The sequence below is a fragment of the Gottfriedia sp. S16(2024) genome (assembly GCF_050473765.1).
Taxonomy (GTDB): domain Bacteria; phylum Bacillota; class Bacilli; order Bacillales; family Bacillaceae_G; genus Gottfriedia.
Window position 1 is genome coordinate 2,013,794 of sequence record NZ_JBFLUO010000001.1, and the last position, 16,127, is coordinate 2,029,920.

Here is a 16,127-nt window from a genome sequence, read left to right on the forward strand (position 1 = left end):
GATGAAAATAACGACTAAAATAAATTTGCTAATTACTTCATGGATCTTAATCATTCTAATTTTAATAAACGGGTTAGTTTTTTATTTGTTTATGAAAACGACTGTAAATATGGAAGAGCATGTTGTAAGTCAAAAGGCACATGAAATCTTAAAAAAACAAGATATTCCTGTAACATTGAAACTGAATGAAGAGGCATTATATCCATTTATGTCTAATCATTCTTATATTCGAATCATTGATCCAAATTCTAAAATTGTGACAGAAATTAGTAATGATAAACTACTGAACCGTATTAAACCTAAGTTCACTAGAAAAGAAGAAACGAGACTAATTCCTTTTAGTGAGCATCAAAATATAGTCGTACGTGTACCGATTTTACAAGACCAAAAAGTAATTGGAACTTTAGAAATTGGAGAGTTGTTAGTAGGACTTGAAGGTCGAAAAGATATGTTATTAACAATAATGGCAATCGTTACTGGCGTCTCTGCAATTTTATCAATGATGGCTGGAAGATGGTTAACACGCATCATAATGAACCCAATTATTTCTATGATTACTACGATGGAAGATATTGAAAAAAGTGGGGTTCCAAAAAAGATTTTAATAAAAAATGAAACGAAAGATGAATTGCACAAAATGGCAAGCACGTTTAATCGAATGATCAGTAGGTTACAAGAAAACATCGAAAAACAGAAACAGTTTGTTTCAGATGCTTCTCATGAGTTAAAAACTCCGATTACTGTCATTAGTAGCTTTGCTAATTTATTAAGAAGACGTGGTTTGAAAAATGAGGAAATGGCGACGGAAGCAATAGAAACGATATATTCTGAAGCAAACCGTATGCAAGATTTAACAAAAACGTTATTAACTTTGGCCGAATCGGAGAATTTAAAGAATATCGAAATGAATCCAGTCGATCTAGTTGCTTTGTGTAATTCAACTTTAGTACAACTGCAAAATGTATATAAACGAGAAATTACTTTACATGCACAAAAACAGAAAATATTTATAAAAGGTAACGAACTTAAAATTAAACAAGTTATTATTATCTTCCTAGATAATGCAATAAAGTACAGTTCTAACAAAATTGAAGTAAGCATTAGTTGTAGTAGTGAAGCAGCTATTCTTAAAATAAAAGACTACGGTATTGGTATTCGAGAGGAAGAATTAGAAAATATTTTCGAACGATTTTATCGAGTTGATAAAGCACGTAGCCGTGAAATTAGTGGTGGCACAGGACTCGGTCTTTCAATAGCTAAGAATATAATTAGCTTGCATAATGGAAAAGTTAATATTAACAGTGTTGAAAATGTAGGAACGGAAGTAGAGGTATTATTTCCATTAAATGAGATTAAGTGAAAATAATCAGTACGTTATAGAGTATTGAAGATTGAGGTCTTAATATGAACGAAATCATCCATTTATTAAATGAATATGGCTATATCATCTTATTTCTATCATTAATGTTGGAATTGATTATAGTACCTATTCCGAATGAAGCATTGATGAGTTATGTAGGAGTTTTATGTTTTCATGGAAAAATGAATATTGTATTGTCCATTATTTCTGCCTGGCTTGGAGGAATTGTTGGGATAAGCATTTCCTATTGGCTAGGATATAAACTTGGTACACCGTTTTTTCGCAAATTTGGACACTATATCCATATGGGACCTAAAAAGATCGAAAAGATGTCAAAATGGTATGGAAAATATGGGAAGGTATTATTACTAGTATCTTTCTTTATTCCAGGGATTAGACATTTCGCAAGCATCATATCTGGAATCATTAAATTGCCGTATCGATCCTTTGCTTTTTTTTCCTATATAGGTGTATTTCTTTGGATTGGAACCTTTATATGGTTAGGGCAGATTATGGGACCTAAATGGGATATTTATCAAGTAGAAATTAAAAAGTGGTTAGTATTAGGTAGCATTTTATTAGGTATTATCGTACTTACATTATTTGTTGTTAAAGCAAATAAGGAAATAATTAAAGAGTCATTACTATTAATTTTCGAGTCAAGTTTCAAGAGATTTAAAAGTTTCATGAAATTAAAGTTGATTATCCTAACATGTTTAATTTTTTTCGTTTCGTTCTTTATCTTAATGATCGGATTAATTCAGGACAAAATTAGTAATGAATTTAATAAATTCAATTCCGTATTCAAGACCATTGTTTTTAATTTATTTAATCAAAATTGGCATGGGAGTATGAACTTTATTTATTCATTATCGACATGGAAGGTTATGTTGGCAGTCTCGCTTGCTACGATCCTTGTCATTTTAATAAACAACAAAAATAAATGGCTAGAATTGCTCTTTTTTATCGCTAGTTTAGCTGGGATTCTTATCCTATCCGAAGGGATTCCTTGGATATTCAACTTTATGCTCGGTAGCAATGTAAGTAAAAACTTTCCAAATGAAAAGTCTATGTTGATTTTGACAGTATTAGGTTATTTCATTATTATGTTAATTCGACATAACAAAGCTTATTTACTTAATATCGTAATGTTCTTCTGCTTTATTTTTGTTGTTTTACTATTTTCTATAAGTAGCGTCTATTTGCACCACTTATTGCCTAGTGACATTGCTGCTGGATTTGTATTCAGCTCAGTTTGGTTAAGTGGAATCATATTCTCACTGGAGTTGTTTCGATTTGTCTCGCTCTTGAAAGAGAATATACGTGAGGAAAAAATGTTAAAAAAGCAAGTCGAGTGACTGTAATCTTCCTTTATTAAGATGTAAAGAGGTAATGGATTATGAGAGGTAAGAATGTATGGATATTAAGTCTGGTCAGCTTTTTTACAGACATGGGTACTTACATGGTAACACCGTTAATCCCTATTATTCTTTCAGCCTCAGGTCCTTTCATAATCGGTCTTATTGATGGCTTATCCGAAAGTCTGGCTAGTGTATTAAAGTTATATTCTGGTAAGCGTTCAGATCGACTGAAGAACAGAAAAAACTTGGCGATTGTAGGATATGGGCTATCAGGTATAGGAAGGCTTGTTCTAATTTTTTCAAGTTCATGGATCGGAGTTTTCATTTGGAAGCTAGTTGATCGAACAGGAAAGGGAATTCGTACAGCTCCAAGAGACGCTTTAATATCAGAATCTGGTGGGAAAAATAAACAAGGTAGAGTTTTCGGTATTCATCAAATGATGGATATGTTGGGAGCTGCTTTAGGAATAGGAACAGCCATTGTTATTTTGCAAGTAGTAGGAAATAAAAACATAAAGGATGTGTTTTTATATTCATTGGCTCCGATAACAATTGGATGGATTATTTTATTTAGTGTAAAGGAAAGAATAAATAAACCAATTGAGCAACCAAATAAGTCAGCAAGAAAGTTAGATTTTAAATGGGAGCTTTTAGATTCCAATCTAAAGAAACTATTATTAATTGTGCTATTATTTACAATTGTAAATTCATCCAATTCTTTTTTGTTATTAAGAGTGGCAAATCTCGGATTCTCGAATCAAAGTGTATTATTGATGTATTTACTATTTCATTTAACAGCTTCTTCCTTTTCTTATATTTCTGGAGCTTTTTCAGATAAATATGGACGTAGAGGAATACTAACAGCTGGGTATGCTTTATATGGAATCGTTTATATCGGATTTGCAGAAGTTCAATCAGCCACTGGTTTAATCATTCTATTTATTCTATACGGACTTTATTCAGCATTAACAAAAGGGGTTGAAAAAGCACTTGTCGTAGAATTAGCAAGCCCTCATGCGTTGGGGACGGCACTCGGTTTCTATGCGATGGTTTCCGGAATTGGATTTTTTCCAGCTTCTTTGCTAACAGGATGGTTATGGCAACAATTTGGAGCCACTACTTCATTTTATATTAATGGTGTGATTGCATTAATTACTGCCTTATTGTTAATGAGAGTGTTGAAGAGAATTAAAGAAGTTACTTAAAAAACTAAATGGACTATTAGTATAAAAAACAGAAAAACTAATATGAAAAGTTTTTCTGTTTTTTTATGCAAGATTAATGATGATCGAGCCATTCTAACTCAACCTTTAAAGGATTTAAAAATTTATCAATAGGTTAAATACTTATACAGTCTATCTTTCTGTAATATCAGAAATAGCACGATAAAGTATATCTAACATCTCATCAAGCTCCGATTCCTTTGACGCTAATGGAGGCATAAATACAATAACATTTCCAAGTGGACGGGTGAGTAGTCCAAGCTCTTTTGCTCTTTTGGTTACTTTCACACCAATTCGTTCGTTCCAATGGAAAGCTTCTTTAGTATCTTTTGATTTTACTAGTTCAATTCCAATCATCAAGCCACTTTGACGTATATCTCCAACATGTTTTAACTCATTAAATTGCGTCAGTTTCTCTTGGACATAAGATGAGATTTTTTCGACATGTTGTAATAATTCCGTTTTATTAAATAGATCTAGATTCGCTAATGCAACAGCGCATCCGAGGGGATTACCTGTATAACTATGACCATGAAAGAAAGTTTTTTGTTCTTCGTATGTACCTAAAAATGCTTCATAAATTCTGTTTGTCGTTAAAGTTGCTGCTACTGGTAAATAGCCACCAGTTAACCCTTTTCCGCAAGTTAAAATATCTGGCGTAACTCCCTCTAGCTCACAAGCAAACATTTTACCGGTTCGACCAAATCCTGTTGCAACTTCATCAGCTATTAACAATACATCATACTTTATGCATAGTTCCTGTATTGCTTTTAAATATCCTTTTGGCATGACAATAATACCACTTGCTCCTTGAACAATTGGTTCAATAATTAATGCCGCAATTGAATTAGCCTTTTCGATGAATAAATTTTCAACCTCGATTAAATAGGAATTTATTATTTCCTCTTCAGATCCTACATATTTTGAACGATATAGATGTGGATAGGAAACTTTTAAACTTGGAAACATTAACTCGTTATATGCTTGATGATACAAGTCAATTGCCCCTACGGACACTGCTCCGACTGTATCTCCGTGATAAGCTTCCTTCATCGTAACAAATGTATTTTTACCGGATCTCCCTATGTTTCGCCAATATTGATAGGCCATTTTAATCGCGATTTCTACAGAAGTAGCTCCCGAGTCTGAATAAAAAACTTTCTCTAAGCCGATAGGAGAAATTTCAACTAGTCTCTCTGCTAAAAGTATCGCAGGTATATTGGCCATTCCAAGAAGTGTTGAATGAGCAACCTTCTCTAATTGTTCATGAATGGCTTCATTTAATTCTTGAATATTATGACCATGAACATTTAACCAAATAGAGGATACACCATCGTAATATTCATTGCCTAACACATCATATAGTTTTCGATCCTTACCATGTGAAATAATTAGCGGGTCTTCGTTTATATAGTCCTTCATTTGGGTAAATGGGTGCCAAAGATACTGTTTATTTTTTTTAGATAAATCTTGATAGAGTTCATGATTCATATATGTTCCCCCCTGTTTTATATGTTAACCTAAATTTATAATTCGGTTGACATATATTTCAATTGCATGTTAATTTAATTTTGTTGGTTTGTCAAATTTTGCTAATTTGTCAAACTCATAAACTAATAGGGGGGATACAATGCAAAATAGGACACTATCATTAACAGTAATATCATTATTTGCCTCGCTAACATCGATTGGGGCTTTTATAAAGATTCCTTTACCAGTGATTCCTTTTACGCTTCAAATACTATTCGTATTTTTAGCGGGCTGTCTTTTAGGAAGTAAAAAAGGGATGATGAGTCAACTACTGTATGTTGGAATTGGATTAATCGGAATACCAGTATTTGCTTCAGGTGGCGGACCTGAATATGTTTTAAAACCAACATTTGGATATTTAATAGGTTTCATCGTTGCCGCGTTTGTAATTGGATCAATCGTTGAAAAAACGAAGGAACCAAAAATTAAGAATTTCATTTTTGCTAATGTAATAGGGTTAATTATTGTTTATATTTTAGGCATTACATATGTATACATTTCATTAAACACTTGGTTAGATAGTACCGTTTCATTAAAAGAAGTTCTAATGATGGGACTCGTATATAGTATTGGACAAGATTTGTTACTAGCTGTTTTTGGAGGAGTATTGGCGGTACGCCTACATTCTCATTTTGCAAAAGCTAGAGAAAATGAAAAAAAGGTGGCTGCTTAAAATGGGAAAAGGATATTTTGTTACTGGAATCGATACAAATATTGGAAAAACCTATGTTACTGCCCAAATGGTGGATTGCTTGCAGAACAAAGGAATCGACGCAATTCCTTATAAACCAATTCAAAGTGGAGTAGTCGATATTAACAATAGAGTCATAGGCGAAGATGTAGCCTTTTATAAAGAGAATCTAGAACTAATAGAAGATTATCAATACTACAATACATACACATTTGAAACACCTGTTTCACCACATTTAGCAAGTAAACTAGAAAATGTTTTTATTGATGAGCAAGTTATTTTAGAAAAATATAAGCAATTAGAAAACAAACACGATGTTGTTTTTGTTGAAGGAGCGGGTGGAGTTGCGGTTCCGTTAAAAGAAAATTTTGGAACGATTGATTTAATAAAACTATTAAACTTACCAGTAATCCTTGTTACATCATTAAAGTTAGGAACAATTAATCATACTGTATTAACAACTGAATATTTAAAATCACACAAAATTAATATTTTAGGCTTATTTATTAATAACGTACCATCTCCTATGAATGAAATGGAAAAAGATAATTTAGTGATGCTAGAAAAACTAACTGGCCATGACATTCTAGGTGTTATTCCGAAACAATCGGTCTTTTTTACGGAAGATCATATTGTTGAAATTCAACAATTATTGACGAAATGATAAATGAAAGGGAGAGATTCAAAGTGAATTGGACAAATTTAGCATATGAAGTTATTTCAGGTAAGGAAATTTCAGACGAAGAAGCATTAAGTATATTATCATGTGAAGATGATGACTTACTTTCACTTTTACAAGGTGCATTCATCATTAGGAAACATTATTATGGAAAAAAAGTTAAACTTAATATGATTATTAATGCTAAAAGTGGTTATTGTCCTGAGGATTGCGGCTATTGTTCCCAGTCTTCAATTTCTAGTGCACCTATTGAGAAATATCCTTTTCTTTCCAAAGAAGAAATTCTTGATGGGGCAAAGCGCGCCTTTGAATTAAAAGCAGGTACATATTGCATTGTTGCAAGTGGACGAGGACCAACGAACCGAGATGTAAATGTTGTTACTGATGCAGTTAAAGAAATTAAAGAATTATATGGTTTAAAAGTATGTGCTTGTTTAGGGCTTATTAAGGATCAACAAGCGAACGAACTTAAAGAAGCAGGTGTTGATCGATATAATCATAATTTAAATACTTCAGCTGAGCATCATAATTACATAACGACAACCCATACATATCAGGATCGAATTGATACAGTTGAAAAAGTTAAAAAGTCAGGTATATCTCCGTGCTCCGGAGCTATTATAGGGATGAAAGAAACGAAACAAGATGTAATTTCAATCGCGAGGTCATTACGACAATTGGATGCAGATTCCATTCCAATAAACTTTTTACATGCTATTGATGGAACGAAACTAGAAGGCGTGAACGAATTAAATCCACGTTATTGTTTAAAAGTGTTAGCACTTTTCCGGTTCATTAATCCAACAAAAGAAATTCGTATTTCTGGAGGACGTGAAGTAAATCTTCGTAGTTTACAACCTCTTGGACTTTATGCTGCAAATAGTATTTTTATAGGTGATTATTTGACTACGGAGGGTCAGGAGACGAATAGTGACCATGCAATGCTAGAAGATTTAGGGTTTGAGATTGAGTTGGTTGGGAAACAAGAAGAGATATTTTCATAATAAAAAAAACGAAAATCTTTAAAATGAGATTTTCGTTTTTTTTTGGTTATCTAGGTAAAAAATTATTCTTGTATAATTTGTGATGCTAAATACTTATCAATAATTCTATTAAGCTCTAACTCTTCTGTTGATGATAAAACAAAATTTGCATGACTTAAAATAGTTGAATCTCCAATTGCAACAGAGAACATATTTGCAGCATTAATCGCATCGACTCCTGCAGCTGCATCCTCTACACCGATACAGTTTACAGGGTTAGCCGAAACTGCTTTAGCAGCTTTTAGAAATACTTCTGGATCTGGTTTTGAATTAGCGACCGTTGCAGCGTCAACTATATGATCAAAATACGAGGTAATTCCTAAAGCATTAGCAACCATTAATGCATTCTTTGAAGCTGAAGCCATTGCAATTTTAATGCCTGCTTTTTTGATTTGAATTAAGAAAGATTCGATTCCTGGTAATAGATCTTTTTCAGAAATATTACGGATTAGTTCAACATAATGAGCATTCTTTTTCGTTGCTAACTCATTTTTTTCAGCTCCGGAGAACTCTTTTTGTCTGTTTCCTAATTTCAGAATTCTTTCTAAGGAATCAGTTCGGCTTACTCCTTTTAGCGATTCATTAAACTCTCGGTCAAAAGGAATTCCTAAGTCTTCACCTAGTTTTTTCCATGCTAAATAATGAAATTCAGCAGTATCAGTAATTACACCATCTAAGTCAAAAATTATCGCTTCAATTTGTTTATTCAAAATGGTACCCCCATTACTTCAATCAATTTATTTTGGCAACTGATTTTCGTTCGACTAACTTTGTTGGAACAATAATATGCTCTGATTTTTCAGGTTCATTTTTTATTCGTTTAAACAGTAAGTCTGTAGCTATTTCACCAAGCTTCATAATCGGAATTTCAATCCCTGTTAAAGGTGGTGAGAATAAAGGTGAAAAAATCCCATTATTATATCCAATAATTGATATATCTTTCGGAATAGATATTCCTAACTTGGCAGTGGTATTATAAAGTCCAATAACTTTTAGATCGTCTATTGCAAAAATTGCTGTAGGTAGATCTTTAGATTTCAAAAGTGATTCTGAAACTTCATATGCACTTTCCATTGTATAACCACTATCAATAATTCGATCAGGTCGAAGAGGAATTCCGTTATCGATTAGACATTTTTTATATCCTTCCAATCTGTCAATCGATACATGGTAATCGAGAGAAGAATGAAGACATGCAATGTCTGTGTGTCCTTGATCGATTAAGTGTTGGACTAATTGATAGCTATCATTAAAATTATCAGTATCTACTGAATAAATATGTTGATAATGTCCTTCTACTCTTCCAATAACTACTACTGGAATTTCATATTTATCTAATTCTTTGAAAAAGTCTTCATTTGCAGGTGAACTCAGCATTAGAATTCCCTTAATCATTTTCCCACGAATTTTCTCGATACATTTATTTAACTCATCTTTGCTATTTTTAGATGTCTGAATAATGACATCGAAATTTTCTACTTCTGATCTCGTTGATATAGAGTGAATAATTTCAGAGAAAAACGTGTTTCCGGCAGTTGTTTTCGTAGAACGAGACATTACCAATATTGCATCAAAACCTGATGATGTAAGTGCTCGAGCTAATTTATTTGGTTGATAATTTAATTCTTCAATTGCCTTCATTACTCGATTACGACTTTCTTCTGAAATATTATCTTTATTATTTAGTACTCGAGATACAGTGGACTTTGAAACGTTAGCTACACGAGCAATATCATAAATAGTAGGGCCCATTTGTATACTCCATTCTTGTTTAAAGTGATTTTAGTAAAAACGTTTACATTTTATCGTTATAAATTATTTTTAAAAAGTAAAGAACCTGTAATGTTCGAATAAAATTATATCAAAATATTTTTTTGTAACGAATAGCTAGGAGCGGCTTCCAAAAAAATATCGTTCATAATATACATTGATAGTAACGATTTATTTTAAAATTTGTCAAGACTGTGAACAGCGAATAGTAAAATTAAACTTGTTTTATGTTGTAAACATTACTAGGGCAATTATAGGGAGAATAGAAAAAAGTAGCAATACTAATTTAAATATAAAACGCTTTAAATTATTCTATTAAAGTAAATTGATTGTTAATAAAAAAGTGAATTTTTATAAATATTTTAAATTGACAGTAAGCGCTTTCTATAATATATTGAATTTGGGAGCGGTACCAGTCATGTACCAATTTTTTTTACATCTCTGTGGGAGCGATACCACAAGGAGGAATCATATGAGTAAAATAAAAGAAAGATTAGCTTTTATTTATGAAAATGAAGACATAGATCAGATTAATAGCTTAATAGAGAAACGAATTAAAGAAGCTAAATTGAAAATTACGAAAAAAAGAAAACAAAATTGGGATGAGTCAGATGTTGTTTTAATTACTTATGGTGATCAGTTCCAAGAAGAGGGAAAAGCAACATTAGAAACGTTTAAAAAAATGTTTGATGAACATTTGGCAAATAAATTTGAACTTGTTCATATTTTACCTTTTTATCCTTATACATCCGATGATGGTTTTTCAGTAGTTGACTATAAAAAAGTAAATCCAGATTTAGGAGAATGGTCACATATTGAGAATTTATCAAAATCAGCGAGAATCATGTTTGATTATGTATGTAATCACATTTCTAGTAAGAGTGAATGGTTCCAAGGCTATTTAAATGGTGATTCAAAATATAAAGATTACTTCGTCGAAATGGATCCATCAATTGATTTAAGCTCAGTAACTAGACCTAGAGCACTTCCATTGCTATCAAAGTTTAAATTAGCGAATGGTGAGGAAAAATACATTTGGACAACTTTTAGTGATGATCAAATTGATTTGAACTTTAGTAATCCACAAGTTTTATTAGATATGGTTGATGTTTTACTGTTTTACCTGGAACAAGGAGCAGAATATGTAAGACTTGATGCTGTAGGATATATGTGGAAAGAAGTTGGAACTTCTTGTATCCATCTTGAAAAAACACATGAAATCGTTAAATTATTCCGTGATTTATTAGATGAAGCTGCAAAAGGTACAGTCATGATTACTGAAACAAATGTACCTCATTTAGATAATATTTCTTATTTCGGTAACGGACATGATGAGGCACATATGGTTTACCAATTTCCACTGCCTCCATTAGTTTTATACTCACTTCATAAAGGGAATGGAAGTGCATTAACAAATTGGGCAAAAAATCTTGAAGGATCTGGAGAAGAAACAACCTTCTTCAACTTCTTGGCATCTCATGATGGAATTGGTTTAAATCCGATTCGTGGAATTATCCCTGAAGAAGAAATACTTTCATTAGTAGAAGATTTAAAAGTAGAAGGTGCACTAGTAAATTATAAGAAAAATTCAGATGGTACTGAAAGTCCATATGAAATTAATGTAACGTACTTAGATGCTTTAAATAAACAATCATCAAGTGATGATCTAAGAGTAAAGAAATTCTTATTGGCACATTCAATTTTATTAACATTCCAAGGAGTACCGGCAATTTATATTCAAAGTATGCTTGGTTCAAGAAATGATTATGCAGCTGTAGAAAGAACAGGTATGAATCGTTCGATTAATCGTCAAAAATATTCATTTGTTGAAATTGAAAAAGAATTAAATGAAGTTGGATCATTAAGAAATAAGATTTTTACAGAACTTACAAATATTATTCAAGTACGTAAAGAAGAAAAACTATTTAATCCAAATGCAAAAATGGAAGTACTTGATCTAAATGAAAATGTATTCGCTATTAAACGAGTAGGTGAAAAAGATAGCATTGTCATTCTTCATAATCTATCAAATGAAAAAGCTTTATGCAGTTTCAATGGAAAGTATTTAAATATTTTAACTGAAGAAGTTGAAGAATTTAATGAATCTATTTCTTTAGATCCATATCAATACATTTGGTTAAAACCAGTAAATTAGGAGGAAGAACAATGAAGAAATTTCTAAGTATGTTCTTGGTTTTAATGTTAGCTGTTGGATTAACAGCTTGTGGTGGTAAGAAAGAGAATGGTAAAGTAACGATCGAATTTATGCATTCTTCTGTTGAACAAGAAAGATTAGCAGTTATTACAGACTTAATTTCAAAATTTGAAAAAGCAAATCCAAATATTAAAGTAAAGCAAGTTCCAGTTGAGGAAGATGCTTACAATACAAAGGTTGTAACATTAGCAAGCTCTGGTAAACTTCCAGCAGTAATTGAAGTTGGACAAGACTATGCAAAAGTTATGGACAAGGACGAATTAATTGATAAAGATGCAGTTAAATCTGTCATCTCTAAAGTTGGGGAAGATAAGTATTATGAAGGTGCGTTAAAGCTTTTAAAAACTGAGGACGGCAAAAATTATACAGGTGTTCCTATTAGTGGTTGGGTACAAGGAATTTGGTATAACAAGCAAATGCTTGCGGACAAGGGATTCACAGAACCTAAAAACTGGGATGATGTTTTAAAGATTGCAAAGTCATTTACGAATAGTGGAAGTAAAAAATACGGTATTGCACTTCCAACTGTTGAAGGTGGTTTTTCTGAGCAAGCCTTCTCACAATTCGCTTTATCAAACAATGCAAATATGTTCGATAGCAAAGGTAATTTAACATTAGATACACCGGAAATGAAAGAAGCTATAAATTACTACAAAGAATTATCAAAATACACAATGCCAGGTTCTAATGATGTTACAGAAGTAAAAGATGCTTTCATGAATGGATCTGCTCCAATGGCTGTCTATTCTACTTACATTCTTCCTTCAGTATATGAAGAAGGAAAAACAAACAATATTGGATTTGTAATTCCAACTGAAAAAACAAAAGCAGTTTATGGAACAGTTTCTGCTTACACGATTTCTTCTGGTTTAGATGATGACCAAAAAGCTGCAGCAGAAAAATTAGTAGAGTTTATGGCAAAACCTGAAAATAATACGAAGTTAGTATTAATGTCTCCAGGTGGATCTCAACCAGTAAATAAAGATGTAACAGAAAGCAAAGAATATAAAGAAAATAAAGTTGTAAATTCATTTGGTGAACTTTCAACTGAAATCGCAAGCGCGTTTGATAACATTCAAGTATTTGGTCTTGTTGATAACAAGAACTTCTTAAAAATGGGTGATGTTACAAGCTCAGGAGCAGTTGCTAAATTAATTAATGAAGTGACTGTTGGTGGAAAAAGCGTAGATTCTGCTATTAAAGAAGCGGGAGAAAAATTAAAAGGTGTAATTAAATAAACTTTTAATTCAATTTAAATTTCTTAATTACTGAAAGTTGTTTAAGAAGAACGAACGCTTGAAAAGCAAGCTAAGTTGCTTTTTAAACAACTTTTCTTTATCACCAATCTATTAAATGAGAGAGTAGATTGTATTTTAGGAGGTAGTATGAAACCGATTGTCCGAAAAAAATCTGATATAAAGCTAGCAATGGTACTGCTTTTACCAAGTATTTTCCTACTATTATTACTTGTTGCTTATCCGATGTTATCTAATATTAAAATAAGTTTCTTTGATCAGCCAATTAACCCTAGATTACCAGCTAAGTTTGTTGGTTTGTCTCATTACACGGATGTTATAAAAGATATTGAGTTTTATAAATCTTTAGGAATTACCATTCTATATACAGTTTTAACTGTAGTTGGTAGTACTGTAGTTGGTCTAGGTGTTGCGTTATTCTTTAATCGACCATTTAAGTTTCGTAAAACTGCCAGGTCTTTAATTATCTTATCTTATGTAACGCCATCTATTTCATTAGTTTTTGCTTGGAAATATATGTTTAATAACTCATATGGGATTATTAATTACTTAGGTACGGATGTTTTCCATCTTTTTAAAAGTGCACCATTATGGTTTGACAATCCAGTTAGTAGTTTTATAGTTGTAGTCGTTTTTGCAATTTGGAAGTATTTCCCTTATGCGTTTATTTCGTTTTTAGCAATCTTGCAAACGATTGATAAAACATTATACGAAGCTGCTGATATTGATGGGGCTTCACTTTGGCAAAAGTTTAAAGTTGTAACTTTACCAGCGATTATGCCGGTATTACTAACGGTTGTAACTTTACGATTTATTTGGATGTTCTACATGTTTACAGATGTTTACTTATTAACAAACAAAGTAAATATTTTAGGTATTTATTTATATGAAACAGCGTTTGCTTTCAATAATTTAGGAAAAGCATCGTCAATTTCAGTAATCTTATTCATTATCTTATTCATTGTTATTATCGTATCAAGAAAGAGGGTGAACTTAAATGGCAGCAGTAAGTAGCAAAAGAAATAAAATTATTAAGAAAACTGGTTTCTACGTTGTGCTGATTCTAATACTAGGGATCATGTTATTTCCATTCTTTATTATGCTAATGACGTCATTAAAAAGTTCAAAAGAAGCAATTGCAACAAATCCGACAATATTGCCACATGAATGGACTTTCCAGCATTATATTGACATTTTTAACCCAACAATTTTCCCATATTTAAACTACTTCAAAAATAGTTTAATCGTTTCAATAATAGCAGCTTCATTATCAGTAGTACTTGGAATATTAGGAGCGTACGCATTATCGAAACTGAAATTTAAAGGAAGAGTCACGATTAATGCTAGTTTTTACACTGTATATATGTTTTCAGGGATTTTACTAGTAGTTCCTTTATTCAAAATAATATCTGGCTTTGGCTTATATGATACAAAAATTGCATTGATTATTACGATGATTGTGCAAACTCTTCCAACAGCGATTTTTATGTTAAGGAGTTATTTCGATACAATACCTGAAGATTTAGAAGAAGCGGCTATGATTGATGGTCTTAGTCGCTTAAAAATAATCTTCTATATTATTATTCCTTTGTCAATATCAGGGATCGTATCTGTTTTCGTATATGCATTTATGATTGCATGGAATGATTATTTATTTGCATCAATTTTCTTATCAAGTTCAGAAAACTTTACGTTACCAATCGGTTTAAATACTTTATTTAGTACACCAGATTATGTGTGGGGTCGTATGATGGCAGCATCTTTAGTTACTGCTTTACCGGTAGTTATTATGTATGCATTATCCGAGCACTTTATAAAAGGAAACTTAACTGAAGGTGGAGTTAAAGGTTAATTCGAAACAATTTTTTACTGAAAGGATGAAATAATATGAAAAAATTAGTAGCAGTTGAACCGAGAGTTGCAGCATTAGTCGAGTACGAAGATCGCCCAGTACAACCTAATGAAGTAAAAATTAAAGTAGAGTTCGCATCACCAAAGCATGGTACGGAAGTGGTTGATTTTAGAGGACTTAGCCCATTTATTGATGAGGAGTTCAATGAAGAGTGGAAAATGTTTATGCCACGTGAAGAAGGCTCTGCACGCGGAATCGTATTTGGAGAATTTCAATTAGGAAATATGGTTGTGGGTAGCATTTGTGAAATTGGTGATGAAGTGACTGAGTATAAATTAGGTGATCAAGTTTGTACTTATGGTCCAATTATGGAAACTGTAATTGTTAATGCTGTAGATAACTATAAATTACGAAAAATGCCAGAAGGTTCTACATGGAAGAATGCCGTTTATTATGACCCAGCACAATTTGCGATGAGCGGTGTTAGAGACGCAAATGTTAGAGCAGGTGATTATGTAGTAGTTGTCGGTTTAGGTGCGATTGGACAAATTGCAATTCAATTAGCAAAGAAAGCTGGCGCTGGTATTGTAATTGGTGTAGATCCATTGCAACATAGATGCGATATCGCGTTAAAAAATGGAGCGGATTATTGCTTCGATCCAATTAACTGCGATTTAGGATATGAAATTAAAAAAATTACTAATAAATTAGGTGCAGATTCAATCATTGAAACAAGTGGTGTATCAAGTTCACTGCAAGCAGCACTAAGAGGAATTGCATACGGTGGAACAATTTCTTATATCGCATTTGCTAAACCTTTCCCAGAAGGATTTAACCTTGGTCGTGAAGCACATTTTAACAATGCTAAAATTGTATTTTCAAGAGGTAGTAGTGAACCAAACCCGGATTATCCACGTTGGTCACGTAAACGAATCGAAAATACTTGTTGGGAATTATTAATGAATGGTTACTTAAATTGTGAAGATTTAATTGAACCAGTTGTTTCATTTGAAGAAGTAGCTGAATCATATATGGAGTTTGTTGATCAAAAGCCCGAGCTAAGCATTAAGATGGGTGTTCAATTTAAAAAATAATAAGAATATCAATCATTAAAATCATGGGAGTGTATTACACTCCCTTCTGTTTA

Annotated in this window: 14 protein-coding genes; 11 read left to right on the forward strand and 3 right to left on the reverse strand. The window is 32.1% G+C overall.

Annotation, left to right across the window (positions count from 1 at the left end; all coding sequences use genetic code 11):
* Nucleotide 1 precedes the first annotated feature (1 nt).
* From AB1282_RS09435 to AB1282_RS09445, 3 genes are read left to right on the forward strand one after another with little or no spacing between them, the layout of a single operon-like run.
* Nucleotides 2–1,360 (forward strand): sensor histidine kinase, encoded by a 1,359-nt coding sequence (locus tag AB1282_RS09435; RefSeq protein ID WP_056467738.1) that lies wholly within the window; start codon nt 2–4, stop codon nt 1,358–1,360.
* Between the two features lie 44 nt (nt 1,361–1,404).
* The gene (locus AB1282_RS09440; protein ID WP_429898964.1) at nt 1,405–2,718 is read left to right on the forward strand and encodes a VTT domain-containing protein; all 1,314 of its coding nucleotides are present in this window, start codon (nt 1,405–1,407) and stop codon (nt 2,716–2,718) included.
* Nucleotides 2,719–2,759: 41 nt separating this feature from the next.
* The gene (locus tag AB1282_RS09445; RefSeq protein ID WP_429898965.1) at nt 2,760–3,926 is read left to right on the forward strand and encodes an MFS transporter; all 1,167 of its coding nucleotides are present in this window, start codon (nt 2,760–2,762) and stop codon (nt 3,924–3,926) included.
* Nucleotides 3,927–4,076: 150 nt separating this feature from the next.
* Here AB1282_RS09445 and bioA read toward each other — a convergent pair whose 3' ends face one another.
* Nucleotides 4,077–5,435, reverse strand: a complete 1,359-nt coding sequence (bioA, locus tag AB1282_RS09450; protein ID WP_429898966.1) for an adenosylmethionine--8-amino-7-oxononanoate transaminase — start codon at nt 5,433–5,435, stop codon at nt 4,077–4,079.
* Between the two features lie 139 nt (nt 5,436–5,574).
* Between bioA and AB1282_RS09455 the strand changes: the two genes are divergently transcribed.
* Genes AB1282_RS09455 through bioB form a run of 3 tightly spaced genes read left to right on the forward strand, consistent with a single transcriptional unit; the run spans nt 5,575 to nt 7,848 of the window.
* The gene (locus tag AB1282_RS09455) at nt 5,575–6,147 is read left to right on the forward strand and encodes a biotin transporter BioY (RefSeq protein WP_429898967.1); all 573 of its coding nucleotides are present in this window, start codon (nt 5,575–5,577) and stop codon (nt 6,145–6,147) included.
* A 1-nt stretch (nt 6,148) separates the two neighbouring features.
* Nucleotides 6,149–6,829 carry a dethiobiotin synthase gene (gene bioD, locus AB1282_RS09460; RefSeq protein WP_429898968.1) on the forward strand — a complete coding sequence of 227 codons (681 nt, stop codon included), beginning with the start codon at nt 6,149–6,151 and terminating at the stop codon, nt 6,827–6,829.
* Between the two features lie 23 nt (nt 6,830–6,852).
* Nucleotides 6,853–7,848, forward strand: coding sequence for a biotin synthase BioB (bioB, locus tag AB1282_RS09465; RefSeq protein ID WP_056467719.1), 996 nt, complete (start codon nt 6,853–6,855; stop codon nt 7,846–7,848).
* Nucleotides 7,849–7,910: 62 nt separating this feature from the next.
* Here the strand turns inward: bioB and pgmB are convergent, their stop codons facing one another.
* Together pgmB and AB1282_RS09475 are read right to left on the reverse strand one after the other, a co-directional pair.
* A complete protein-coding gene (gene pgmB, locus AB1282_RS09470; protein WP_429898969.1) occupies nt 7,911–8,597 on the reverse strand; it encodes a beta-phosphoglucomutase in 687 nt (228 codons plus the stop codon).
* 22 nt (nt 8,598–8,619) lie between these two features.
* Nucleotides 8,620–9,639: a LacI family DNA-binding transcriptional regulator gene (locus AB1282_RS09475; RefSeq protein ID WP_056467712.1), complete on the reverse strand. Its 1,020-nt coding sequence runs from the start codon at nt 9,637–9,639 to the stop codon at nt 8,620–8,622.
* 490 nt (nt 9,640–10,129) lie between these two features.
* Between AB1282_RS09475 and AB1282_RS09480 the strand changes: the two genes are divergently transcribed.
* The 5 genes from AB1282_RS09480 (at nt 10,130) to AB1282_RS09500 (ending at nt 16,074) form a co-directional block, all read left to right on the forward strand.
* Complete coding sequence (locus AB1282_RS09480) at nt 10,130–11,812, forward strand: sugar phosphorylase (RefSeq protein WP_056467710.1); 1,683 nt, start codon at nt 10,130–10,132, stop codon at nt 11,810–11,812.
* Between the two features lie 11 nt (nt 11,813–11,823).
* Nucleotides 11,824–13,110, forward strand: a complete 1,287-nt coding sequence (locus tag AB1282_RS09485) for an ABC transporter substrate-binding protein (protein ID WP_056467707.1) — start codon at nt 11,824–11,826, stop codon at nt 13,108–13,110.
* Between the two features lie 147 nt (nt 13,111–13,257).
* Nucleotides 13,258–14,142, forward strand: a complete 885-nt coding sequence (locus AB1282_RS09490; protein ID WP_056467704.1) for a carbohydrate ABC transporter permease — start codon at nt 13,258–13,260, stop codon at nt 14,140–14,142.
* Nucleotides 14,126–14,980 (forward strand): carbohydrate ABC transporter permease, encoded by an 855-nt coding sequence (locus AB1282_RS09495; protein WP_056467701.1) that lies wholly within the window; start codon nt 14,126–14,128, stop codon nt 14,978–14,980. Before AB1282_RS09490 ends, AB1282_RS09495 begins: the two co-directional genes overlap by 17 nt.
* Before the next feature lie 35 nt (nt 14,981–15,015).
* Nucleotides 15,016–16,074, forward strand: a complete 1,059-nt coding sequence (locus AB1282_RS09500) for a zinc-dependent alcohol dehydrogenase (protein WP_429898970.1) — start codon at nt 15,016–15,018, stop codon at nt 16,072–16,074.
* Nucleotides 16,075–16,127 lie beyond the last annotated feature (53 nt).